Here is a 23,255-nt window from a genome sequence, read left to right as displayed (position 1 = left end):
ATCAGATGAAATAAAAGAAAATTTTCAAGAAAGTAAAGAATAATAAATCTTTTGATTCTTTTTTAGAAGAATTTTAAATGCAGATCGATTTAAAAAAATCATTTTTTAGAGAGAAAACGAGTCATTCTCTCGTCCTAAGACAATTTCCATCTTAGAAGAAACTTTTGATTCCTGATAAAAAATTTTAAAAATATCTTCGTCCTTATGATCTGGTTCATGATGAGTAAGAACCAATCGTTTAACTTCCAAAATTTCTCCGCAACGCACCGCGACTCTACCTGAAGTGTGTCCCCAACCCACTTTTTTTTCGGCTTCTTCAGAACTATATTGAGCATCTATAATCAACATATCAGTTTTTCCGAAAGTTTTTTTGAGCTCAAAAAATTCTTCGAGATCAGGTTCTTGAACTTCTACATCGGTACAAAACAAGAAACTCTTATCTTGTTCTTCAAACCGAAACCCAGTACAATTCCCTGGATGTCTGAGAAGAAAAGGAGTTACCTTTACAGAACCGATTTTAATACTTTCATTTTTTTCCAAAAGATGAAACGTCTTGTTAGACATCATACTTGATAAGGTAACGGGAAAATGTTCTTCATTTTGTTGTCTTTCAAATCTCTCTTGAAGATTAGGAATCGTAGAATAGAAATGAATATTTACTCCAGGAAAGTAAGCTGGTTTAAAAAACATCCAACCTTGTATATGATCCCAGTGTGTATGTGTAATCAAAATGTGAACCGTATCTCCCGGTTTTAGACCCTCTGCTAGTAAATCGTTTCCTAGTTGTCGAATTCCCGATCCACAATCTATAATATAACGTTCTCCAGACTGAGCTTGTATAAAAACACAGGTTGTATTTCCACCTATGGTTCGGGATAAAGATGGATCTAAAGAATTCAAAAATTCTTCCTCTGAAAAGGTTTTATTATTCCGTTTGATTTCGGAATGTGCTGCTTTCAGAATCTTAAGAATTTTTTCCCTGTATTCAGATTCACTCAGTGGTGTGGGGAGCGAACCTCTTACGCCGTATAGTTTTATTTTCACTGTATTATATTAGACAAACAAAATGTGTAAAATTCCCTGACGAGAAACCATGGTCCAAGATCTCGAACAAAAACTCTGGTCGATTGCAAGTGGTATTCCCTTCTCTTCTGATTATTTTTTGCAAGCTAGCCCTATAAGGAAACTGAAAAAAGAAAATTTATTCTCAAAAGTGTTTGAGACATATTTTTTAGAATTAGGTTCCGGTTGGGGGGAAGTGGCAATCTCTATGGCTCTTCAAAGACCTAACACCGGTTTTATACTAATGGAAAAGAAATTTGATCGAATCCGTCATACGATACGCGAAATCGAAAAACATTCCCTCGATAATGTAAAAATTCTCTGCGTTAATTTTAATTGGTTCCTAGAGGAAGTATTTGAAGAAAATTTATTTTCCGAAATCCTACTGAACTTTCCAGACCCTTGGCCTAAAAAAAGACACCATAAAAAAAGAACTGTGAATTCTAAATTTCTGGAATCTCTAAAAATTCTACTCCCTGAAAAAGGTAAATTCTATTTTGCAACGGATTACGGTCCCTACGCAAGAAAGATAATTCGTCTTTTCAGAGATTCGAAAGCTTTCAGTCCGGAAAAAGTAGAACTTAAATCAGAAAGAAACGAAATTCCAGTTTCTCATTTTGAAAGAAAAAAACGGGAAGAAGGAAAAAGAATTTATTATATCGACCGGGTTCTTGTCCAAAAATAAGAATTACTAAACTCAAAGAGAGTAATTTCTAAACTTGACGATAGACTTATAAAACTTTTATAAAATAAAATTGTTGAAGAATTCTATAATGGGATTAGCAAAACTGTTTCAATTGTCCGTTTCAATACAACGGGAGTAAATGAAGAATTCATTTTTCAACAACTCTAATGAATTTTTAGTTTTTGTAATGGTTACAAAACATTAATCTTATACAGGAATTTAATTTTACTACTTGAATGTATGAAAATAATACTATACTGAGCTTATTTAAAAATTTAGAATGTAGTATCTCCTTCAAAAAGCCAACAACTCCGAGTTAGACACAATTTTTGAGTCTGTCTCAAAATCTTACATAACGCTTTAGAAATCTTTAATAAATTCCTAAAATCCCAAAGTGTGGATGTTTACAAACTTTCTAGTATTTTCTATCATTAAATTCTTATAATTGTTATGTCTTAAGAAAGGTTCTTTAAATTTTATAAAAGTTTTCAACGTAAAAACGAATTTTCTATTCAGAGTTATAATAGAGTTATTGAAAAATTAATTCTCCATCTTGTTTCTGTTTTATGAAAACGGCAGATTGAAGCAATTTTGTTAACCGTCGCTATGGAATTTTTCAACAACTCTAATATAAATGATGAAATCGATGACGGATCTTACAAAAAACTGTAGAAAACTTTTACAAGGTTTATCATTAGATCCCCAAATTTACGAAGTAAATAAATTTCATCGATAAACTAAAGAATAAACTTTTCCTTCCTCATCCTTTAAAGAATAAGACCAAATCGGTTTACCATCGATACTATATCGAATCGCTTTTCCAGATTTAAAAAGAACAATTCCGTCATCTTTTTTACCCGGCAGAATTCCTTCGATGTCTGAAGCTTCTACGTTAAACGAATTCAATTTAAGAGAACTGGATTCGATACGATAGACAGTTTTTCCCACGTGAAACCAAAGATAAGTAGAACGAACCACAAACTGAGAAGCCGAATCGTTCGGAAGATCCATAGAAGCAGACTTTTCGTTATCGAGCGAAACGATTTTCTTTCCGGACAAAAAGAAAATTCCAGTTTCATAAGATCCTAAATACCTAAGATCTCCGGTTCCCTTGTGAGAAATTTTTTTGGCATTCAAGTCCTTTAAAGAAGAATCATATACCTGCGCTTGAATTCCATCTTTCTGAGCAATCGAAAATAAAACGCCAGATTTAATACCAGACCAGAAAGAACCTTCAAAAACGACAGAACCATTCAATTCAAGTTGATCCGAATAACTGTAAATTTTAGATTTTTTTCCGGAGACAATTTCAACCAAAACATTTTCTCCAGAAAGATTTACCTTTTTAACTTCGCCGGAAGGAAGCATCGTTTCTCTTAATGTGATTCCAGTTTTTAGATCCATAACTTCGATTTTTTTTTCGGAAACTCCGACCAAACGTTTATCCGCTAACAAAAACTTGTAAGGTGTCGCAGTTTGAATTCTCCAATGACGAATTCCACGATCTTTATCTAAAGATTCCACGCTGGTTCCATAGTTTAATATTACAGAATTGTTAATTATAACTGGAACACCGATTAACTTTCCTCGGCTTTGATAAGACTGAAGAATTACCGGATTATCTTCGTCGGCAATTACTAATCTTTCCGCCTGAGCAGCGTGAGGTGATGATGGAAATTTTTCAGCCAGTTCTCTTCCTAAATCTAAAACTTCTTTTTTAATGGCAGGATTCGCCATTTTATTTCTTTGTTCGGAAAGAATCCGAATCAAAGCGAAAAGATTTCCCTCGTTTCTTTCCAAATCGAGCGCTTTACGAATTTCCTTTTCGGCTTGTTCTAAATCTCCTCGTTTGTAGTAGATATAAGAAATCTGATAATGAGCGTCAGAAAATTCTGGATTCTTTTGAATGATCTCCTTAAAAATTCCGATGGCTTCATTATAAAGGTTATCGTTAAAAAGTATAATTCCTATATTGTAAGGAGCAAGTTCGTTTGCTGCATCCTGTTGTGTTGCAGCCTCAAATTCTTCCTTGGAGAGTTTTTTGTTTCCAGAATGATATAAGGAAATTCCCTTACCAATTCTCGCCGCTACAAAATCTTTATTGAGTAAAAGCGACCTATCAAAAGCATCAATGGAAGCTTCATACTTTTTTCTTTGAAGATGTATGATTCCCATTTGATAATGGCTGTAATACGAATCCGGTTTTTTAGTGAGAATTTCTTTAAAGCCAATCTCTGCCTTGTCTATTTCTCCCTTTCTAAGTAAAAACGCGTTGATTGCTTCTCGAGTCTGAAGATTACGCGTTCCGGGAGGAGGATTTTCCAACATAGAAATTCCTTTTTCCTCACTTCCTAAAGCCAAATGACATTCAGCAATTTTAATATATAAAGTAAGCTTTCCAGTTTTTTGAAAGGCTTCCTGATAAAGCGGTATAGCTTTTTCGTATTGGCGTGTATCAAAAAGTTTGTTCGCTTTCTGAATGGTCGGAATTACGGTCGCAAATTTTTGATTTTCCTGAATCGTTTTTCTAGTTTCCGCAATTTCGGGAATATCTTTGGATAATTTTTCTGCTTTAGAAATCCAATTTAAAGCGGAATCGTGATTGTTCTTTTCATTTTCTTCGAGAGAAATTTTATAATACAACATCGCCAAACGAAAGTTGATTGCTTCATTATTTGGAAATTTCTTTTGAAGATTTTTATAAACGTTTTCCGCCTTTTCGTATTCCTTTTTATCTTCGTAAGTTCTTCCCAAAACGATTGCAGCAGAAGGATCATTTCCGGTTAAATTTTCTAATTCTTTTGTATATTGATTAGCAAGTGTTTGATTTTTTTGAGAAGAATAAAGTCGAATCAATCCTTGAAGCGCCGGGATATTTTGTTTATCGATAGATAGCGCCTTTTTAAAATTTTCTTCAGACGCTTTTAATTCTCCGGAAATGAAATGCAGTCTTCCAAAAGCGTTATAAACAGAAGGTTCTTGCTCAGAAGCTTTTTTAGCCTTTTCATAAAAGGTCTTTGCTATTTTTGTATCTCCCTTTCTGAGATGCCTATCTCCTTCATAAATTTGTTCCGAAACATCAATAAACGAAATAATTTGTTTCTTTTCAGATTCAGACTTTAAGGATTCAGCTTCTTTTCTTGCGGTTTTATAACGATTTTCCGAAATCAGTAAAAACACTAAGTTGGTCACTGGTTCTACAAACGTAGGATCCAGTTCTTTCGCCCTTGTAAAATATACGAGAGCCTTTGCCGGTTCACCTAACGCCTTCATATTCAAACCCATTTGGTTTTGATAAACCGCATTATTTGGAAACTGAGAAGTCGCCTTTTCCAGAACCGCTACAGATTTTCTGTAGTTTCCAGTTTTATAATATACTGCTGCAATTCCAGAAATTGCTTCTTGATAATCGGATTTAAGTGCGAGAGAACTTTCGAACGCTTTTAAGGCGACTTCGTATTCTCCCGATAAGATTCGGGCGTTGCCTAAAAAGATATAAGGCGTTGGATTTTTGGGATCGTTTTGAATTGCAGTTTGAAAATGAGAAGCCGCTTCCTTATAATTCTTCTTTCTCATCGCCTGGTTTCCGTTTTCCAAAGCGGAAGCAACTCTGGTTACGGAAGCGGATTTTTTTGCAGATAATAGTTCTGGATCATTTTTTCTTGCTTCTTCAAAATACACTTCGGCTTCTTCATACTTTTTAAGCTGTACCGCAGCGTCTCCAAGTTGCATATTCAATTGAGCTGGAAATGCAAATTCTTTTACGGGAATTTTTTTGAGAGTTTCATACGATTGTTCAAACTTTCCAAGATTTTTTAAGATCACCGCTTTTTTGAAAGAATAATTATATCTGTCTTTAACTTGCAAAGATTCTAATTTGCCGTAAACTTCAATCGCGTCCTCATTTTTACCCTCAGCTGTGTAAATGATGCCTAACGTGAGTAAAATCTGCTCGTTCTCAGAATCAATATCGGTCCCTTTTTTAAGGGAAATCAAAGCCTCTCGATTTTTACCGAGTTTATATTCAGAGACTCCGGCAAGATAATAACCGGGAGCGGTTGGGTATGTATTGATCGCAATATTCGCTTTTTCTAATGATTTTTCAAAATTCCCTTTTTGAAAATAAGAATTACCTTCATTCAAAATCCTTGATACTTTTTTGAGCTTTTCTCTGGTCGCAGAATCTTTTTCCAAAATTGCGTCTTGAGTTTGGGATTTTCTAAAATCCTTACTTAAACAATGAATCGTAAATTGTCCGCAAATTAAAACGAATACACTAATCGATATGATCTTGTTTCTCATGGAATTCAAACCTTTCATTTATATCCCTTATATTCGATCTTGAGGTTTCTTAACGGAGAACGTTTTGAAAAATTTTCTCCTCTCGTAAGAATGGAAATTCGCCAAACACCCGAAACATCGAGCCTATCTTCTAAAACTTTAGAATATCCTAAATACAATCGAATCGTTCCTTCTTTTACATCTGTTATGATTCGAAAAGGACGTCCGTCTTCTTTATCTTCTTTTTTAAATTTATACGTCCCGACATTGTTTCCATTGGAAGGAAAGGAATATACGCTAAGTCTTTCTTTTTCATATTCTAAACTGATCGTCTTTTTTGAAGTATGAAAAGAAATAGCAACGATTCCGGAATCCGATTCAGCAGTAATTGGAATGATTCCTTCCAGTTCCATATTTTCTGGCACAAACGGAGCAGAAAAAACTCCATACCACCCCGGTGGCAAAGAAGAAACATTCTGAAAGTCTAATGTTTTTCCGGAAAAAGCTTGAAATCCTTTTTCACCGGAAAGTTTCCAGAATTCCGGCTCTGAAATCAAATTATCTGTTTTATAAGGTAAAGCGATCTCTGTAATTTTATCAGCATCTACAATCAATTGTCCTTCGTAATAGACAAGAGGTCCGTTTTCGGTTTCTCGAACTAATTCTAATTGCATCGCTCCCGGTGTGAGGTTACTTCTATAAAAAGGAGTTTCTCCCATCTTTAAACCGTCTAACGCAACTTGAAGAGCTTCTGGAAAACTTAATATTCTTACACCACCTAAAGTTCTATCTTCTTTCCATTCTTGATAAATGGAAATTGTTTGTCCTGAACGAATTTGTAAAGATTTGCTAATGTCTTTTTGTCCTGGACGAGTAATCTGAATTTGTTGTAAACCTTCCGGCAATGGATAGTTTCTAAAAGAAGCAATTCCGATCTTTTCTCCTTGAAATAAAACTTCCGTGTCCGCAGAAGAAGCACTAAATGAAAGATAACCTTGAATTGATTTTTTTAAAATCGAATCAATTTCTCCAGAACTCAAAGATTTTTCCCAAATCGGAACCAAAGAAGATTTCGCATCCAGAGCTAAAACTCCGGAACCATGTTTTAAATAATAAGCTTGGTTGGCCTGCAATTCGTCTTCGATTTTAGGAGATTGAAACGATCCATCCACGCTTCCATATACGATTTCTTTTACAGGGTCCGTGATTTTTTGATTTACGACCCATTTCCCGGAAACTTCACGAATATCGGTTTTGATAACGGCGTCTACGTTCAACCTTTTGAGTTCTTGAGAAAGTTGAGAAGGATTCTTCCAAGACATTTCTTGGATACGAACTTGTTTTCCTTTTACTTTTGCCCAAATCAAACGTACTTCATCGCTCAAGAAAGCAGCTAACTTAGAATCCATTCCCTCCGGAGTTTGAATCGGAGATAGAACGAATACTGGAATCGTATTTCCGGTTTTTCGAATTTTATAATCCGAATCAGAACTTCCTCCTAAAATCGCCTCTTCTTCTTTAAGAGATTTAAACGTAGGTTCCTGTAAAACGGAATTAAAGTTTTCGATTTTTTGAACGGAAGAACAATCGATAAGAATCCATAAAAAAGAAAATGTAAAGAATCGTATCGGGCTAAAAGTTGATCTCATAACAGTTCCATTATTGTCCACCAGGTTGAATGAGAAATCCATTATAAAAAGATTGGAAGAACGATCATCCGTAATTTTCGATGATTCGATTAAAAATAAAAAAACCGGGGAAATTTCCCCGGTTGATCCAGTTCAAGGGTTTATTAAAAACCCTAAAATGTTTCTTTTGGATTCAATTTCAGTTTTTCCTTTTGTACATCTTGTTGTACATATTTGGTTTCGTTTACTGCCTTAGCGGTTTTTGTAATCTCGTCCGCGTTATTACGATCCGCTTCTCTTTTTTGAAACGCAGCTTTTACTTCTTCCACAGAACCAGATTGGCTCAAAATTTTGAGTTCTTCGCTGGAAGATTTAAGTTCTTCTACTAATTTTCCGTATTCGAAAGTTTCGTTTTTATGAAGAACGATGAGTTCTTTCATTTCGGAAAGAGAATCGTTTTGAAGTGAACGAATCAGTTTGTCGGTGAGTTTTTGATTCTTTTCAATTCTGAGCTCGCGGTTTTTACTCAGAATTACTTCGGAAGATTCTCCCTTTTTAGAAACTGCAATGGTCCCTTCGATCACTGCAAAACGAACGGTACAATTGGCTTTGGCACAATTAATCTTAGATCCTTCTGGACTTTCTACAGAAGTTAGGAAGGAAGTTCCCCTAACACCTGCAAGTGCAGTCGGAGTAGAAACGGTAAACTCTGTAGTTTTCTGACCTTTTTTTACCATCGTCACGATCTTTCCGTAGTTCACTTGAACATTTGTATCGGAACCGTTTGGATTCATAAGGCTGGAAATTTCTATATCGGAATTTTTAGACATCTTAATAATTCCACTGTCTGCGACCATAATCTCAGCTCCGCCGTTCGGTCCTGTTACAACACGGTCCGTAGAAGAAAGAGAAGCACCTAACTCTGCTTTTTTTTCTCCAGAATCGGAAAGAATTTTTACGTCTCCAAGAAGCCAAACGATTCTTGCGCTGGTAGCATTAGACTCGGTTTTTACCTGATCGCTGCCGGATGATTTGTTCGTGCTACAAACGAGCAATAACATCGCAAACGTACAGAGAATCACAATACTCAAATAACGTTTCATAAAACCCCCAAACTCTAAAAAGATGACATTTAAAATAACAAATTGTAGGAGAGAAAATTGCAAGAACTTAGAATTAATATATCATAAGAATGTAAGTATTTTATAGAAAAAAACTAACGTTTATAGAGAGATTCATTTTTTTTTCGGTTTTTCTGGTTCGACCATAATTTCGTCTAATTCTTCTTCCAACCTACATTTTGGATAATTATCGACGGGTAAACTGGTTCCGACCCAACCAAAAGCCTCTTGAGCCGTAATTACGTGAATATCCCAACCCATAACGATATTTGGACAATCCCACACTTTATTTTTACAAAGAACCTGACTAGACTTCGGTTTAGGATATGCCCAAGCAGAAGGAGGATAAACACATTTCATTTCTACTTCCGCAATCTTTCTGAGTCTTTTAACGTTTACTTCAAATTCTTTGAAAGTGGCTACTAAAGGGTTCGCTAAAAGTTCATCGAAATATTTTTTAGAAGTATTGTAAGCGATATAATAAACTAATTCTTCCATTACGTAATCCTTATCAACTGCGTTGTGACTTACATTTGCAATGTAACGAGCCAGTTTTAGGGCGTCGGTCAATAAGGCTTGGAATATATCGTAGGATTTTTCAGGAATCGCGTCCTCTCTAGAACCGTCCACTTTACTATCACTTTCACCGTCATTTGAAATAATATCGTCTAAAAAAGTTTCGTCTATATTTTCGCCAGGTGCGGCTTTATCGCTCGAAGTCGAATCCTCTATCATACCCAGAGGCATATGATTAGAAATCGATCCGTACGTAAATTCTATAAGATCAAGTTTTTGTAATATATCAGAGCACTTATGTGCAACTCTAACTTTTTCGTTGTCGTCAGAAGGTAATTTAGTAAATTTATCCACTCCGATTCGAGGAACATCCATAAGAATTCCTGCGGTAAATGCGTATCGTCTAAGAAGTCTGAATCTCATCGTATCGGGAATCATTACAATTCCGAGACTCAAAAGACCCAATTCACTTATGTATTTAAAGAAATTTAGATTTTGATTATATACTTTTAAAAGAGTCAAAGTCGTCTTTTTAGAAAGTAACGAATTTCGAATGATTCCCTTAAAATTATAATTTGTGTTTTCGTACATGAACTTCAGAAATTTCATGTCCGTAACTTTGAGTTGATTTACAATTTTTATTGCGAGTATATTCTGAATCTGTTCTAAAAGTTCCTTATTCAATTTAATTTCGAATTTGGGAGTATATTGTCCTTTAATATCCTTTAAACGAGCAAGGGTAGATTCCTTAACCTGTACTTCTTCTTTAACGAGTACATTTCCAGAATTGTCTTCAATAGGAGAAAGAAACCGAATCATGGATCCAGTTTCAAACTCTCTAGCAAAATCAATCAGACCTTCAATCGAATCAAACTCCAAACAAGAATGTGTCACTTTCATTTTGAAATCCTATCTCTCCGTGTGACTCTATGCGGGTTATCAAGGCTCGTAAGCATCGATTCTAAGCTCTTCTTTCTTTCAGACGTTAACGCTTCTTTTTCTAAAGCGGATAACATCGCGCAGTCGGAAGATAATTTACAACAATTTGGTTCTTCACAATGTTTTTTTTGACTGGAAAGTTCGGGAAAACTTTCCAGAATTTCCTCTTTTTTTAAATGGAGAATCCCCCATTCTTTAATTCCTGGAGAATCGATTAACGCCGTTCCATCTTCTAAAATAAGCAAAAGAGAATTTGTAGTGGTATGTTTTCCTTTATCTTTCGAAATACTAATCCCGGAAGTTTTCTGAACCTGCGTTTGAGTCAATAGATTGATTAAAGTAGACTTGCCAACTCCTGAATTTCCGACTAGAAACGTCATTTTTCCGTGCAGATATTTTTGTAATTCAGGAATTCCTTGACCAGTTGTACAGGAAATGCCTAACACCTTATACCCCAAGTTTCGATAGACTTTCATACGGTTTTCAGCTTCAACTTCGGAAACGAGATCCAATTTTGTAAATAAAATCAAAGGTTGTGTCCCAGATGTAAAAACCGCCGCCAAACATCTATCCAAGAAACCGTCTTTTGTTTCGGGAGACTTTAAAGAAGCAAGAACCGCCGTTTGATCCACATTGGCACATAAAACCTGCGTATCCCCTTCTCTGCTTTTACGCGTTAGGAAAGAACTTCTTTCCAGTCTTTCGCAAATTACCCAGTCTTTTCCCGTTGAAAACTCAGCTAGAATTTTATCCCCTACAACAAAAGGATGTCTTTCTTGAGCGGCAACAGTTCTTAACCTTCCACGTAGAAAAGCTCTTACGATTCCTCGTTTTGAAGAATAAATTTCATAGTACGCTCCGTAAACTCGGGAGATGGTAAAAAATTCTTTGACTGAGGAATCTGACTCTAACATGATCTCTATGCACTGTAATGACGATCCGAAGACTCATCGCCTTAGGGCCCATTGTATATTTAATTCTTCTGATAGTCTGTTTTCAGCTTATCTTTGCATTAATTATACGGTCATTCCATTTCTTTTCCTTGGAATCCTACGGATTTATTTTCACACTTTTAGTTGGAGCAATTTTAGGGTTTATAACCTATATCGTTTCGGTTAGAGTTTTAAAACTAACTTCCAGTAAATTTTTAAGAAGAATTTTTCCATTCCTTCAATTTTCTAATAGTGAAATCGTTAAATACCTTTCGATTTTAGATCAATTTAAAAACGATCTGATTGCTACAAATCTAACAGGACTCGTTTGTGAAAAAATTCTGAAATTCATCCAAACCATAATTCCAACAAAAAAAGTTATCGTCTTTTTCTGGAAGGAAGAAATGGGTAAGTTCGCGCCCTTTCCAGATTCAGGAGAAATTCAATTTTTCATTTTTGATCCGTTTCTTCTTTGGATTACCGAAAACGATAGGATCTATAATTTTAAAGAATTTGCAACCGATCCCAGTCTAAGTAAAATTCGCAATTCTGCTGAAAACTTTTTTACAAAAACCGAAGCCGAGTTGGTAGTACCTTTAATTCTCAATAAAAGTCTTTTAGGAATAATCGTTTTAGGTGAAAGACAAAATCGGAAAAATTATACTCTTTCCGAAATCAATAAACTGAATGAAATACGTTCTGTTTCGGTGATGGCGCTTTCAAATGCAATTTTCTACGAACGTCTAATTGAATTAACTGAAACCTTAGAAGAAAAAGTCAAGATTAGAACTCAAGAGTTAGAAGAAACACAGTCTCAACTGATCATGTCAGAGAAAATGGCTTCTCTCGGTATCATGGTGGCTGGAATCGCCCACGAAATCAATACGCCTGCAGGTGTGATCAACGGAGCCGCCGATAATTTAGATCAAAACATGAATTATCTGGTTCAAAACGTTTTTGACGTCGTTCTTTTTGCGAGATATAGAAAACTCAGAAAAAATTTCGAACTCGCCTTACTTCATTTACTTCGGGATAAAAAAAAATCAGAACTGGATTCGAAAGAAAAATTTCGTTTAAAAAATCAACTTAAAGAAGAAATGAAAAGTATGAACTTCAGTCCTACTCTTACTTCCGAACTCTCAAATTTTATTATAGAAAACCAGATCGGCAAAGAACGGAAATATATTTATAACATCATTTTAAAAGACGATGATCGTGGATATTTTATGCTAAAAAACGCGGCTTATATCAACCGAAATATCAAAAACATAAGATATGCCATTCGAAACATAGTTCGAATTGTAAAAGCGTTGAAATCTTATTCCCATTTGGATCAATCCAAAACATTTTCTTCTTCGAACATTATAGAAGGTATGGAAACTACATTAATTATTCTTAATAATCAAATAAAATACGGAATCGATGTAATTAAAAATTTTCAGGAAATCCCACTTGTAATTTGTAATCCGGATGAATTGAATCAAGTTTGGACAAATCTAATTCAAAATTCGATTCAGGCGTTAAAAGGAAAAGGTAAAATCGAAATTTCAGTTTTTCCTTGGAATGGTTATGTAGTTGTTGAAATTGAAGATAACGGTCCTGGAATTCCCGCCAAAATTCAAGATCGAATTTGGGATCCTTTTTTTACAACCAAGGATCAAGGAGAAGGGACGGGACTTGGTTTAGGAATCGTTAAGGGAATCGTGGAAAAACATAAAGGTAAAATTACTTTAAACTCGAATCCTGGAAAAACCGTTTTTAGAGTGGAATTACCAATCAATCCGGAAAATAATATAGTCAAAGTGGAAACGAGAAATAAAAAATTATAATAACTCAGAGAGGTTATTTTCTAGATCCAAATATTCAGTAAACCAATCATAAAAGAATTTTTTCCAAGTAACTACGAAAATTTAACTACATTAGAACTACTTGAAAGTTCGCAAACTGCCAAATGCGACCTGTCGAACGACCCATGGGGAGTGAGACGCTGAGTTTCACAGAGCAACCATAGAAGCGATGCATTGAGTTTCACAAAAATGTAGGAACTACTGCATAATATTAAAAATTTCTAAAGAATGATCGCGTAAAATTTTTTGAGGCTTTGGAGCAAGCTCTAAACTAATGTGAATTACTGATCTCTATAAAATTAAGTACCATTAATTTTATCACAAAACACTGATTCCATGCAAAATATTAGGCACTTTATTATATAGTTATGAGTAATTTTAGCGAATCACTCGTAATAAGAAAAACTTTTTTGGAAATTTAAAAATTGAAAGCACATCCAAAATGTTCTATAAAAAATATTAAAAATAGATTAATTAGCAAACCTACATGTTATTGACGAACATTTATATATTATATTTATTGAAAATTCCATTATGGAGTTTAGCAAAATCAATTCAATCGTCTGCTTCAACACAACGGAAACAAATGAAGAATTCATTTTTCAAAAACTTTATTCTAATTTTTTAAAAAATATTCTAAAAAATGAATATACTCATTTTAAAATTTTAGAAAAACACTTTGACTGAAAAATCAATTTTAAGGTAAATAACGTGAAACATAAAAAAGCAAATTCAGAAATTTCATTTTTTAAGGAAGTTTATGTTTTGGTAAAAAAAATTCCCAAAGGAAAAGTAACTTCTTACGGAAGAATAGCGGCACTTTTAGGAAAACCTAGAGCAGCTCGTGCCGTCGGGTACGCGTTAAACGCTCTTTCTAAGGATCAAGAACAAAAAGTCCCTTGGCAAAGAGTTATCAATAGTCAGGGAAAAATTTCCTTCCGAGGAGATACGGGGCGTTCAATTTTACAGAGGAAAATTCTTGAAGATGAAGGAGTCAAATTTGATTTTGCAGACAAGATAGATTGGAAAGTGTTTGGTTGGCCAGATATGATTCCATCTAAATCACTTCTTAAAAAAAGAAAACTAACATCTATAAGTGTTGTTAAACAAAAAAAGCGAAAATAGATCAAAGCCAAAATAAGCTTTAAAATTGTAAAAGTATGAATTTAAATTACTTATTTGATTTTTTTGATAAAAACTTATTCTTAAATTTAAGAACTGTTGTTTTATTCAAAGCTATGTAGAACTTTCCAAAATCTATCGAACACCAATAGAAGTGAAACGTTTTAATTTTACAAAAACGTGGAAACTTATATAAAACTATAACGCTACTCAGAACTATAAAATAAATTACCCGGTATTTTGCGCTGAAACATGGTTTTGCAATAAGAATTTAACGCGAAAGGGATCGATGCGGAGTCAAGTTATTGAAATTAAAGAAATTGAATGTATAACTAGAGTACACAATAACTTGACTGGAGCTGAGAGCCCGGTCCCGACTGTTCCATTAAATCTTTTTTTACGGACTATTGGCGGGATTCGCCCGGATTTCTTACGTCGAACTCACGTAATAAGAATTTAGACACTCAATTTTAAGAATCAGTAACTTTCAAAAATGAGGAACTCCACAAAAACAATCTTATGAAAAAATGGTTAAAAAACTATGAACTCATAAAAAGAGACAAATCTGTGGGAACTACTGCATAACTATTTTTGTTAAAAATTTACAAAATGATTTTGGACGAATTGGTTGATTTCTATTCCATTTTAGGAAAATGTTTAAAGAAACTTTTATAAAATGAATTTTTATGGATGATGGTCGTAAAACAAAGAACCTCCCGAATTAGCGAGCACAGTCGTGAAAAAGGATAACGCGCAAAACATTGTAAAATTTTAGGTTTGAAATCAAAGATTTGCCTTAAAATTCAGAACATTTTATCTAAGATTTAATAAGATTGTTGTCTTAAAATTTTAAGACATTTTTTTAAGTTTTATATTACTGATCTCTATAAAATTGAATACCGTTAATTTTATCACAAAACGCTGGTTCCATACAAAATATTAGGCACTTTATTATATAGTTATGAATAGTATTCGATAAATAAAAGATTCATCTTAAAACTACATTAGAGAAATTGAATGGATAATGAAAACATCAAACCAGTCACACTGACGATTGCGGGTTCGGATTCTGGAGGAGGAGCCGGAATTCAAGCAGATTTAAAAACATTTACAGCTCTGGGTACTTTCGGAACTTCCGCAATTACTTGTCTAACTTCTCAAAATCCTTCGAGTGTTACTGGAATTTTAGAAGTGAATGCAAATTTTTTAGAAAAACAAATCTTGGCAGTTCTGAATTATTTTCCAGTGAAAGCAATTAAAACCGGAATGTTATTTTCTACATCTATTATTGAAACAACGAGTTCTATTCTTTCAAAAAGAAAGAAAGAGGAAAACCATTTTTTTTTAGTAATCGATCCAGTAATGGTAGCGACAAGCGGCGCAAAACTTTTACAAGATTCTGCGATCGATGTTTTGTTAACAAAATTAATCCCGATTGGAAACTTAATTACACCTAACCTAGATGAAGCAGAAATTCTTTCCGGAAAAAAAATAAATACAAGTGCGGAAATGCCTGATCTTGCAAAAGAAATATTCGAAAAGTTTAAAGTCCCAACTCTTTTAAAAGGAGGTCATTTACAAAACGAGAAAGTTGCGATCGACGTTTTGTATGATGGTAAAAAAATTTCTAAATTTGAAAAACCGTTTGTAAATGGGTTTTATCCACATGGAACAGGATGTACGTATTCTTCCGCAATTGCTTCTTATCTAGCTCTAGGAAAAAATTTGATCGAAGCAATTGATTATGCAAAAGAATATTTACACGCAGCCATTGAACAATCCTATATCGCGGGAAAAGATAAAACTCTTAATCACACTCCGTTATTTCATAAAACTTAAAATCAATTTCAAAATGTTGCTGATACTGAAACCATCTACAGAACCCAATAAAAACTAATAATTAGCTCTTGTTAAAATAAAAAAATTGAGATAGGTTTTGTAAGAATTCCTACATTCATTTTTATTTTTATGGATCAAAACCATTTTTGCTCAGAGAATATCTGAATTTTTATAAGTTTAATTGTGAAAATCTAGATTCGTGGTAGTTCCCACATTTAAATTAATCTGTAAAGTTTAGATTCCAGCTTTTTTCAGAATCATGGGTTCTTTACGTCAAACTCACGTTGGATTATGCAGTATTTTGTATTGAAATAGAATCCTGTAATAAAATTAACAGTATTCAATTTTTATAGATCAGTTATAAGTAAGTAATTACCCTAAAGCTATTTTCTAGGATTTTATATATATTTTGAACAAGTTCTAAATCGAATCGAATGTATTTAGCGCTTATTGCAAAACCGTCCAATGTGGGAACACTACGAAAATTTAATGACATTATAGAACTACTCAAAAGTTCATAAATTACCAAATACGACTTAATTTGTAGGAACTACTGCATTTTATTAAAAATTTCTAAAGAATTATCGTGTAAAATTTTTTGAGGTCTTTGGACAAGCTCTTATTTAAAAACATGGAACATATAATTCATTAATCATGAAAAGACATTCAAAATTAATAAACTGTTGTAATAAAGTATAACTTGTCAAAATCTAACGTTTGTATCTTACTATTTGCATACATGAAAATAGAATCAAAAATGAATAGGTAATTTTTTTAAAAATATAGAAGTCCTCTTGAAATTGTGCCAAGCCTAGAATGGTTAGCTTTTTTAAAAGGATCTCATATTCTAAGTTTTGAAACAAGTGTAGCGCATATTATTTTTATGCGTCCGAGTAGTAAGAACTCCATAAAATCTAAAAATTCTCTGATTAGGACTATCAGATAAAATCATTGTTTAGCAATTATCATCCAATCAATAAATCATCATATAGAAGTTCCAATTTATTTTTTTTCCTGGTCGTTTAACAATTCATCTTGTATAAGTTTTTCTAAGATGTTCAGCGGCAAAGAACCATTATTCAAAACCACTGAATGAAACTCTCGAATATCAAAAGTTTCCTTTTTACGAGCCTTTACTTTTTCTCTGAGTTCTAAAATTTTCAACATTCCGAGTTTATAAGAACAAGCCTGGCCAGGATAAACTACATATCTTTCTATTTCCGCAGTCACGTCTTTCGGAGCCATTCCAGTATTTTGTATCATATAAGAGATCGCTTGTTCTCTATTCCACCTTTTATAGTGCAACCCTGTATCGACAACGAGCCGAACCGCACGGAACAATTCCGCTTGAAGCCTTCCTAAATCCGAGTATGGATCTTGAAAAAAATCATAGTCCTTTGCAAGACGTTCCGCATATAAGGCCCAACCTTCTACATAAGCCGTAAATGTAGCCGTGTTTCTAAAACGAGGAAGTTTTTCTAATTCTTGCATGATTGCAATCTGTAAGTGATGCCCAGGAATTGTTTCGTGATACGTCAAAGTTTTCATGCCAAATTTAGGAATTTCTTTTGTATCTCGAAGATTCGCATAAAAAATACCAGGTCGAGAACCGTCTAACGCAGGTTCGTCGTAATACGCTCCCGGTGCAGTCTTTTCTTTAAAGACTGGAATTCTTTCTACTTCAACCTTACTTTTCGGCATTCTAAAAAATAAGGATTTAGTTTTTTCTTCAGAATCTTTTAGAATTTTCTTATATTCTTCTAAAGCATGAAGTTTGCCTTCTTCGGTGTCTGGAAATAAGAACTTAGGATCTTTTCTAAGTTCCGACATAGCAATCGGAATAGGCATATTCTTTCCGACCTTTTTCAAAATTATTTTCATTTCGTTTTGAATTCTAGAAACTTCGGATAATCCTATATTATGAATTTCTTCTGGAGTCAATTCGGTCGTAGTATGTTTTTTTAATTCATGAATATAATAAAGATCTCCATCTGGAAGTTTCCAAACCCCTGCCCTTGAATCCGCGTGTTCTTTCTGTTTTAAAAAAAGAATTAGTAATTTTGAATATGCGGGATATACTTTTGATTCAATCGATTGTTTCACTCGTTCTAAAGAACGATTTTGAAAATCCACGGAAACCGAATCGATTTTTTTAATTTTCTTTTCGAATGTCGTATAAAGAAGATTTTTCTTTGCCGGAACCGCTACAAACCCTTTGACTTCCGAAATCAATCGATCCAAAATAAAATCTGGCGGTAGAATACCGTTTTTATCCCTAAACAAAATTCCTTCTATGAGTTGATCTATTTTTTTAGGAATAGCTTCCAATCTTGCAATGTAATCTTCTACATCTTGAGAAGATGTGACAGGATGTTGTGTAGCTAAAAAAGTAGGGAGCTGACTTTGAACTCCAAATAGTTGATTTGCAGGATAATCGTGAAATAAAAATCTTTCACCAGAAATTTTTAATCGAAGAGACCATTCTAGAATTTCAAAAGAAAGTAATTCTTGTCCTGATAAATTTTCTTTTCCGTAAGATAAAAGAATCTCTAGATCCTTTTTTGCTTTTTTTAAGTCTTGTTCTTGTTTTTCAATCGATATATCCGTAAGTTTTTTTTGATAACCTCCAATTCCAAAGCGATTCAAAATACCAAGAGAAGTTAGATATTCTGGATCTTCTAAAATTGATTCCCAGAAAATTTTTTCATAAAATAATCCAAGTGTAATAGGTTTAAAAAAAATCGTATGTAAAATCAGAGTAAATGCTAAAGAAAGTAAGATTAAAATTCCAAAGAGAATTTTTTTGAAAATAGAAAATTTTGACATAGTAAAACACAATTCACAAGGTCCCAAAATATGAAAGTTCTATTTTTATAGAAAGAATTGAAAAACTTAGGCGTCTCTTTTCCGCTCGAAAAATACCAAACTGAAATTTTCTCGTTTTACAAATGAAAACAAATTACTCTCAAACAATAATTCTAAATTATTTTTTGAGACAGATCATTATTTAACGTGAATCAACGCGAAAGGGATCGATGCGGAGTCAAGTTATTGAAATTAAAAAAATTGAATGTATAACTAGAGTATACAATAACTTGACTGGAGCTGAGAGCCCGGTCCCGCCTATTTCATTTAATCTTTCTTTTACGGACTATTGGCGGGATTCGCCCAGATTTTCTTACATCGAACTCACTTTATTCATTACTTTAGAAATAAATAATTTTCTAAAGTAAGGGAAGGATGACCAAAAAAATAAAAGAAATCAATAAAGTCCAGATCCCTGCGGAAGACAGGGAAAACCAAAGAGAATTTTGCCATTGGATTAAAGGAACGGCAACGAACAAAATCATTCCGAAATAAGAAAAATAAGGAGAACGATCATAGAGACGTTTTTGCCATTCTATAAATCCTTCCTTAAAATCTTTTACATCTCCTCGGAATTTTAAATCTAAGATCAACTCGCCGATCCAACCGGAGACAGAAAAGACAAAAGCCCACACAAAAAACAAAATCGATACCAAAAGCGGAACTTTTTCAAAACGAGTCAAAACATGAATCACAATAAGAAACAAACCCAAAACTGGTAAAATCGGATAGAAAATTTTAGTTCTCAAAAATTTACTTTCGGCAATGTAACGAAAAAAAGATATTGAGTTTAGAGATTGAAAAGATCCGCAGAATAAACATTGGATAGATTCCGCTAAAATATGCGTACCGCAATTTCTGCAGAATCGTTTTTCGTTCTCCATATTTCTAAAATAAAAGATCTACCCTAATTGATAAGCTGCCGAATCAATTGGTGTAAGAAATCAACGTTAGGAGTTCCACTTTTTGGAAGAGGTTTGCTGTTAATGAACAAGGTAGGAGTCGAATTGATTTTCAGTTTTTCGGCCTCATCCACTTCACGATTGATCTGATCTCTAATTTTTGTAGAACTCATACAAGATCTAAACTGGTTCATGTTCAGACCGTTCTTTTCAGCAAGACGAGTAACGGTTACTGCAGTGTGCATCACCCCTGCCTCATTATCATCATAAAGACCAGTATAAACCGGGTAAAACTTTTTCTGCTCATTAGCACAAAGCGCCGCACTTGCAGCCACACAAGAGCTCGCTTCGGGAGATTTTCTTCCGACAAGACGATTACAATTTCCATCCAAAGGAAAATTTTTATAAGCGACTTTAATAATTCCGTTATACTCGCTTAAGAAAGATTTTAGAATCTTACTTGTATGCATACAATGACCACAATTAAAATCTGCATATTTTACAATCGTAATCGGTGCATTTGGATCGCCTACAACAGGTACATCTTTTAAATCAATGGAAACCGTTGGAGTTGTTCCAAATTCTTTCAATTGTTCCGAAATAGACTTTTCCCCATTGGCAGCCCCGGATACAAGTCTTGCTCCACCCGTAGAAATTTTTCCCCCGTAAAGTCCTAGAACAAAAAAGGAAAGTATAACGATAATAAAATTGAAAACATTTCCGTTTAAAGAATTTAAAACGGTTCCAATCGATTTATCCGAAAGAGATTTAAATGTGGGAAAATTCACGATAAGAAGTGCAATCGTTACTACATACGTTGCAGCACAAAGACCGCATAACGCTTTAATTACTCCAACAGAGAGTAAAAATAATCCTAAGTCGGCAACAAGTCCAAGAACTAAAACATAAAACGCTAATCTAAGATTTGCTTCTGCGGATTCTTTTTTAATTTCTGAAAAAACAAAAAGAAAACCTACAAAACCATAAAACAGAAAACCGAACAAAGCGATCGGAAGATCTCCTAAACCAGGAACGTTTCGAATTGCAGAATAAGCGCTTTCAGAAACCTTATCACAAGAACCAGATTCACTCAGTGCATTACAAATGGTTTCTCCCACCGAACTAGGATCACCGTAATATTTTTGGATGAGTAAAAAAGAAAAAATCAGCCCCAACACGGAGAGTATAATTGATATTTTATTTTTAGAAAATTGATTCATGAATATCCCAAAATCTTGTAAGATAGATTTACCTTTATGTGTGGTTCCTTTTCAGATGGAAAGAAAAATCTAATTCTATTTTCTGTTTCCTTAAATGGAAGAAATTGCTTTTGCAAGATCCAGCTTTCCTTCGTACAAAGCTTTCCCAGTAATCACTCCGTAGAGAGAAATTTTAGTTTTAAGAGAAGAAAGATCCATCAAATCCTTGAGAGATGCAATTCCACCGGAAGCAATTACTTGAAACGGATAAGAATTTAATATTTCTCTATATGCTTCCAGATTCGGACCTGCGAGTGTTCCATCTTGAGCAATATCTGTAAAAACAATATGTTCAATTCCCGCTTTTACAAGCCGCTCTAATAAGTCTCTGTAATGAATACCTGAATCTTTTTCCCAACCTGCAATTTTTACAATCCCATCTCTTGCATCGACCGCTACCACGACTCTTTCTTTTCCGTAATTATCGAGTGCATATTTCAAAAGATCCGGATTTGTAACAGCAGCGGTTCCAAGAATAAAACGATTGATTCCAATTTTATCGTAATAAGCCAATTTTTCTTTATCACGAATTCCACCACCTAACTGCACTTTGAGGGAAGTAGTCTCTCGGATTTTTAAAATAGAATCTTCATTGACACCGAGTTGATTTCTAGCTCCGTTTAAATCTACTAGATGAAGCAAAGTCGCCCCATTCTTAGCAAAACTTTCCGCAAGTTTCCAAGGTTCGGAAGAATAGATTTTCTTTTCTTCATAGTTTCCCTTAAATAAACGAACTGCACAATTATCGAATAGATCTATAGCAGGAATTACAATCATATAAAACGAATAAAATTCTCCAAAAGTTTAAGTCCGTGGGTATGTGATTTTTCAGGATGGAACTGTGTTCCGAAAATATTATTTTTCTCTACAACGGCTGGAAATTTTTCCTGGTAGTAATCACAAAGTCCGGTGATCGCATTTCCTTCAGCGTCAGTAGGTCTATAAGAATGAATGAAGTAAAAAAAAGATTGATCTCCAATTCCTTTTAAAAGAACACTTTTATCTTTTCTACGAATTTGAAGGCGATTCCAACCAATATGCGGAACTTTAAAATCCTTTCCGTGAAATTTTTTGATTTTACCTTTGATATATCCTAAACCTTCGATCTGCTCTTTTTTTGAACCTTGAGCAATCTCTTCTGAAGATTCAAAAAGAATTTGAAAGCCGATACAAATTCCGAAAAGAGGTTTTCCGGAAGTTACGTGTTTATCAATCGTTTTCCGAAGTCCAGTTGAATTCAAGTTCTCCATCGCTTTATCAAAATGTCCGTCACCTGGTAATATTAGAGCTTTTGAATTTTCAATCGTTGAATGATCTTTTGTAAAAACAAAATCCTTAGTATAAAGAGATACGGCTTTTAAACAAGAATGAATATTTCCCATTCCATAATCAAGAATGGCGATCATTCTAAGACTCCTTTAGTGGAAGGAATTGCACCTGCGGCTGCAGAGTCCTGTGCAATCGCCATTCTGAGTGCTTTACCTAAAGCTTTAAAAATAGATTCGTGAACATGATGTTTGTTATCTCCGTAATGAACAACTACGTGTAGATTCATCTTTGCATTGAGAGCAAGCTTTTGTAAAAATTCCAAAGAAAGTTCTGCATCATAAATTCCAAACTTGCCCGTTAGCTCAGGCCCAGTGTATTTAAAAAAGTATCTACCACCTAAATCCACGGCAACGGTAGTAAGAACTTCATCCATAGTAAGAGTAAAATGTCCATATCTAAAAATTCCGGCCTTATCACCTAATTGTTTATGAATTGTAGTTCCCATTAAAATTGCAGTATCTTCCACGGAATGATGACAATCGATTTCAATATCCCCTCTTAACCAAAGATTTAAATCGATCAATCCATGTTTAGAAATATGTGAAAGCATATGTTCGAAAAAAGGAATCTCTGTATCAAACTGATATTGACCGGTTCCTCGAAGATTCATTTCCAATTTGATCTCGGTTTCGGAAGTTTTTCTTTCTGCTTTCATTCTAACTGGATCATAGAATCCGATCAACTTGTCTGTCAATGAATTCCAAAATAATGGATGACGGAAAAGCTAAACCTATCGAAATTGTAGGAGCAATTTCTCACTATAAATCGCCGAAGTGGCGGAATTGGTAGACGCACTGGCTTCAGGTGCCAGCGACCGCAAGGTTGTGGGGGTTCGAGTCCCTTCTTCGGCAGAAATAAAATTAACAAACATAACAGGGGCTCGAAGCGAGAACTTGAAAAGCGTTTTGAGCTTTCCTAAAAAGCGAAA

16 protein-coding genes and 1 tRNA gene are annotated in these 23,255 nt (G+C 34.2%); 5 read left to right on the top strand and 12 right to left on the bottom strand.

Going from position 1 to position 23,255, the window contains the following annotated elements; translation table 11 throughout:
• Window positions 1-105: 105 nt before the first annotated feature.
• The gene (locus BW942_RS17300; RefSeq protein ID WP_000694733.1) at window positions 106-1,044 is read right to left on the bottom strand and encodes an MBL fold metallo-hydrolase; all 939 of its coding nucleotides are present in this window, start codon (window positions 1,042-1,044) and stop codon (window positions 106-108) included.
• A gap of 49 nt (window positions 1,045-1,093) precedes the next feature.
• Between BW942_RS17300 and trmB the strand changes: the two genes are divergently transcribed.
• Window positions 1,094-1,747, top strand: a complete 654-nt coding sequence (trmB, locus tag BW942_RS17295; RefSeq protein WP_000249515.1) for a tRNA (guanosine(46)-N7)-methyltransferase TrmB — start codon at window positions 1,094-1,096, stop codon at window positions 1,745-1,747.
• Between the two features lie 726 nt (window positions 1,748-2,473).
• Here trmB and BW942_RS17290 read toward each other — a convergent pair.
• The 5 genes from BW942_RS17290 to rsgA all read right to left on the bottom strand — a co-directional run bounded on the left by BW942_RS17290 (window position 2,474) and on the right by rsgA (window position 11,146).
• On the bottom strand, window positions 2,474-6,067 hold the full coding sequence (locus BW942_RS17290; protein WP_000677438.1) for a tetratricopeptide repeat protein: 3,594 nt from the start codon (window positions 6,065-6,067) through the stop codon (window positions 2,474-2,476).
• The gene (locus BW942_RS17285) at window positions 6,064-7,677 is read right to left on the bottom strand and encodes an LIC10124 family lipoprotein (protein ID WP_001257938.1); all 1,614 of its coding nucleotides are present in this window, start codon (window positions 7,675-7,677) and stop codon (window positions 6,064-6,066) included. The genes BW942_RS17290 and BW942_RS17285 overlap by 4 nt, the downstream gene beginning before the upstream one ends.
• A 152-nt stretch (window positions 7,678-7,829) precedes the next feature.
• Window positions 7,830-8,759 carry a FecR family protein gene (locus tag BW942_RS17280; RefSeq protein ID WP_000833301.1) on the bottom strand — a complete coding sequence of 310 codons (930 nt, stop codon included), beginning with the start codon at window positions 8,757-8,759 and terminating at the stop codon, window positions 7,830-7,832.
• A 132-nt stretch (window positions 8,760-8,891) separates the two neighbouring features.
• Complete coding sequence (locus tag BW942_RS17275; RefSeq protein WP_000869088.1) at window positions 8,892-10,193, bottom strand: hypothetical protein; 1,302 nt, start codon at window positions 10,191-10,193, stop codon at window positions 8,892-8,894.
• Window positions 10,190-11,146 carry a ribosome small subunit-dependent GTPase A gene (rsgA, locus tag BW942_RS17270; RefSeq protein WP_000893969.1) on the bottom strand — a complete coding sequence of 319 codons (957 nt, stop codon included), beginning with the start codon at window positions 11,144-11,146 and terminating at the stop codon, window positions 10,190-10,192. The genes BW942_RS17275 and rsgA overlap by 4 nt, the downstream gene beginning before the upstream one ends.
• 17 nt (window positions 11,147-11,163) lie before the next feature.
• Here rsgA and BW942_RS17265 point away from each other — a divergent pair, with 17 nt between their 5' ends.
• The 3 genes from BW942_RS17265 to thiD all read left to right on the top strand — a co-directional run bounded on the left by BW942_RS17265 (window position 11,164) and on the right by thiD (window position 15,972).
• Complete coding sequence (locus BW942_RS17265) at window positions 11,164-12,993, top strand: ATP-binding protein (protein WP_000155537.1); 1,830 nt, start codon at window positions 11,164-11,166, stop codon at window positions 12,991-12,993.
• A 729-nt stretch (window positions 12,994-13,722) separates the two neighbouring features.
• On the top strand, window positions 13,723-14,136 hold the full coding sequence (locus BW942_RS17255) for an MGMT family protein (protein WP_000680913.1): 414 nt from the start codon (window positions 13,723-13,725) through the stop codon (window positions 14,134-14,136).
• A 1,014-nt stretch (window positions 14,137-15,150) separates the two neighbouring features.
• Window positions 15,151-15,972 (top strand): bifunctional hydroxymethylpyrimidine kinase/phosphomethylpyrimidine kinase, encoded by an 822-nt coding sequence (gene thiD / locus BW942_RS17245; RefSeq protein ID WP_000368308.1) that lies wholly within the window; start codon window positions 15,151-15,153, stop codon window positions 15,970-15,972.
• A gap of 1,002 nt (window positions 15,973-16,974) precedes the next feature.
• Here the strand turns inward: thiD and BW942_RS17240 are convergent.
• From BW942_RS17240 to hisB, 6 genes are all read right to left on the bottom strand, one after another.
• Window positions 16,975-18,798 (bottom strand): DUF885 domain-containing protein, encoded by a 1,824-nt coding sequence (locus tag BW942_RS17240; protein WP_000033195.1) that lies wholly within the window; start codon window positions 18,796-18,798, stop codon window positions 16,975-16,977.
• Between the two features lie 398 nt (window positions 18,799-19,196).
• Window positions 19,197-19,721 carry a hypothetical protein gene (locus BW942_RS17225; protein WP_000426720.1) on the bottom strand — a complete coding sequence of 175 codons (525 nt, stop codon included), beginning with the start codon at window positions 19,719-19,721 and terminating at the stop codon, window positions 19,197-19,199.
• Between the two features lie 23 nt (window positions 19,722-19,744).
• Window positions 19,745-20,959: a vitamin K epoxide reductase/DsbA family protein gene (locus BW942_RS17220; protein WP_001071434.1), complete on the bottom strand. Its 1,215-nt coding sequence runs from the start codon at window positions 20,957-20,959 to the stop codon at window positions 19,745-19,747.
• 90 nt (window positions 20,960-21,049) lie between these two features.
• Window positions 21,050-21,775, bottom strand: a complete 726-nt coding sequence (gene hisA / locus BW942_RS17215) for a 1-(5-phosphoribosyl)-5-[(5-phosphoribosylamino)methylideneamino]imidazole-4-carboxamide isomerase (RefSeq protein WP_000635440.1) — start codon at window positions 21,773-21,775, stop codon at window positions 21,050-21,052.
• Entirely contained in the window at window positions 21,772-22,404 is a 633-nt protein-coding gene (hisH, locus tag BW942_RS17210) for an imidazole glycerol phosphate synthase subunit HisH (RefSeq protein WP_000560473.1), read from the bottom strand. Before hisH ends, hisA begins: the two co-directional genes overlap by 4 nt.
• Window positions 22,401-23,021, bottom strand: coding sequence for an imidazoleglycerol-phosphate dehydratase HisB (gene hisB, locus BW942_RS17205; protein WP_000130165.1), 621 nt, complete (start codon window positions 23,019-23,021; stop codon window positions 22,401-22,403). Before hisB ends, hisH begins: the two co-directional genes overlap by 4 nt.
• Window positions 23,022-23,094: 73 nt before the next feature.
• Here hisB and BW942_RS17200 point away from each other — a divergent pair.
• Window positions 23,095-23,178 (top strand) — tRNA-Leu (locus BW942_RS17200).
• Window positions 23,179-23,255 lie beyond the last annotated feature (77 nt).

Source organism: Leptospira interrogans (genome assembly GCF_900156205.1).
GTDB classification, from domain to species: Bacteria; Spirochaetota; Leptospiria; order Leptospirales; family Leptospiraceae; genus Leptospira; species Leptospira interrogans.
This window is presented reverse-complemented; position numbering and strand designations above follow the sequence as displayed.

Coding starts and splice junctions, on each gene's coding strand:
- trmB (WP_000249515.1), top strand. CDS start 1,094: ATGGTCCAAGATCTCGAACAAAAACTCTGGTCGATTGCAAGTGGTATT.
- BW942_RS17290 (WP_000677438.1), bottom strand. CDS start 6,067: ATGAAAGGTTTGAATTCCATGAGAAACAAGATCATATCGATTAGTGTA.
- BW942_RS17285 (WP_001257938.1), bottom strand. CDS start 7,677: ATGAGATCAACTTTTAGCCCGATACGATTCTTTACATTTTCTTTTTTA.
- BW942_RS17280 (WP_000833301.1), bottom strand. CDS start 8,759: ATGAAACGTTATTTGAGTATTGTGATTCTCTGTACGTTTGCGATGTTA.
- BW942_RS17275 (WP_000869088.1), bottom strand. CDS start 10,193: ATGAAAGTGACACATTCTTGTTTGGAGTTTGATTCGATTGAAGGTCTG.
- rsgA (WP_000893969.1), bottom strand. CDS start 11,146: ATGTTAGAGTCAGATTCCTCAGTCAAAGAATTTTTTACCATCTCCCGA.
- BW942_RS17265 (WP_000155537.1), top strand. CDS start 11,164: ATGACGATCCGAAGACTCATCGCCTTAGGGCCCATTGTATATTTAATT.
- thiD (WP_000368308.1), top strand. CDS start 15,151: ATGGATAATGAAAACATCAAACCAGTCACACTGACGATTGCGGGTTCG.
- BW942_RS17240 (WP_000033195.1), bottom strand. CDS start 18,798: ATGTCAAAATTTTCTATTTTCAAAAAAATTCTCTTTGGAATTTTAATC.
- BW942_RS17225 (WP_000426720.1), bottom strand. CDS start 19,721: ATGGAGAACGAAAAACGATTCTGCAGAAATTGCGGTACGCATATTTTA.
- BW942_RS17220 (WP_001071434.1), bottom strand. CDS start 20,959: ATGAATCAATTTTCTAAAAATAAAATATCAATTATACTCTCCGTGTTG.
- hisA (WP_000635440.1), bottom strand. CDS start 21,775: ATGATTGTAATTCCTGCTATAGATCTATTCGATAATTGTGCAGTTCGT.
- hisH (WP_000560473.1), bottom strand. CDS start 22,404: ATGATCGCCATTCTTGATTATGGAATGGGAAATATTCATTCTTGTTTA.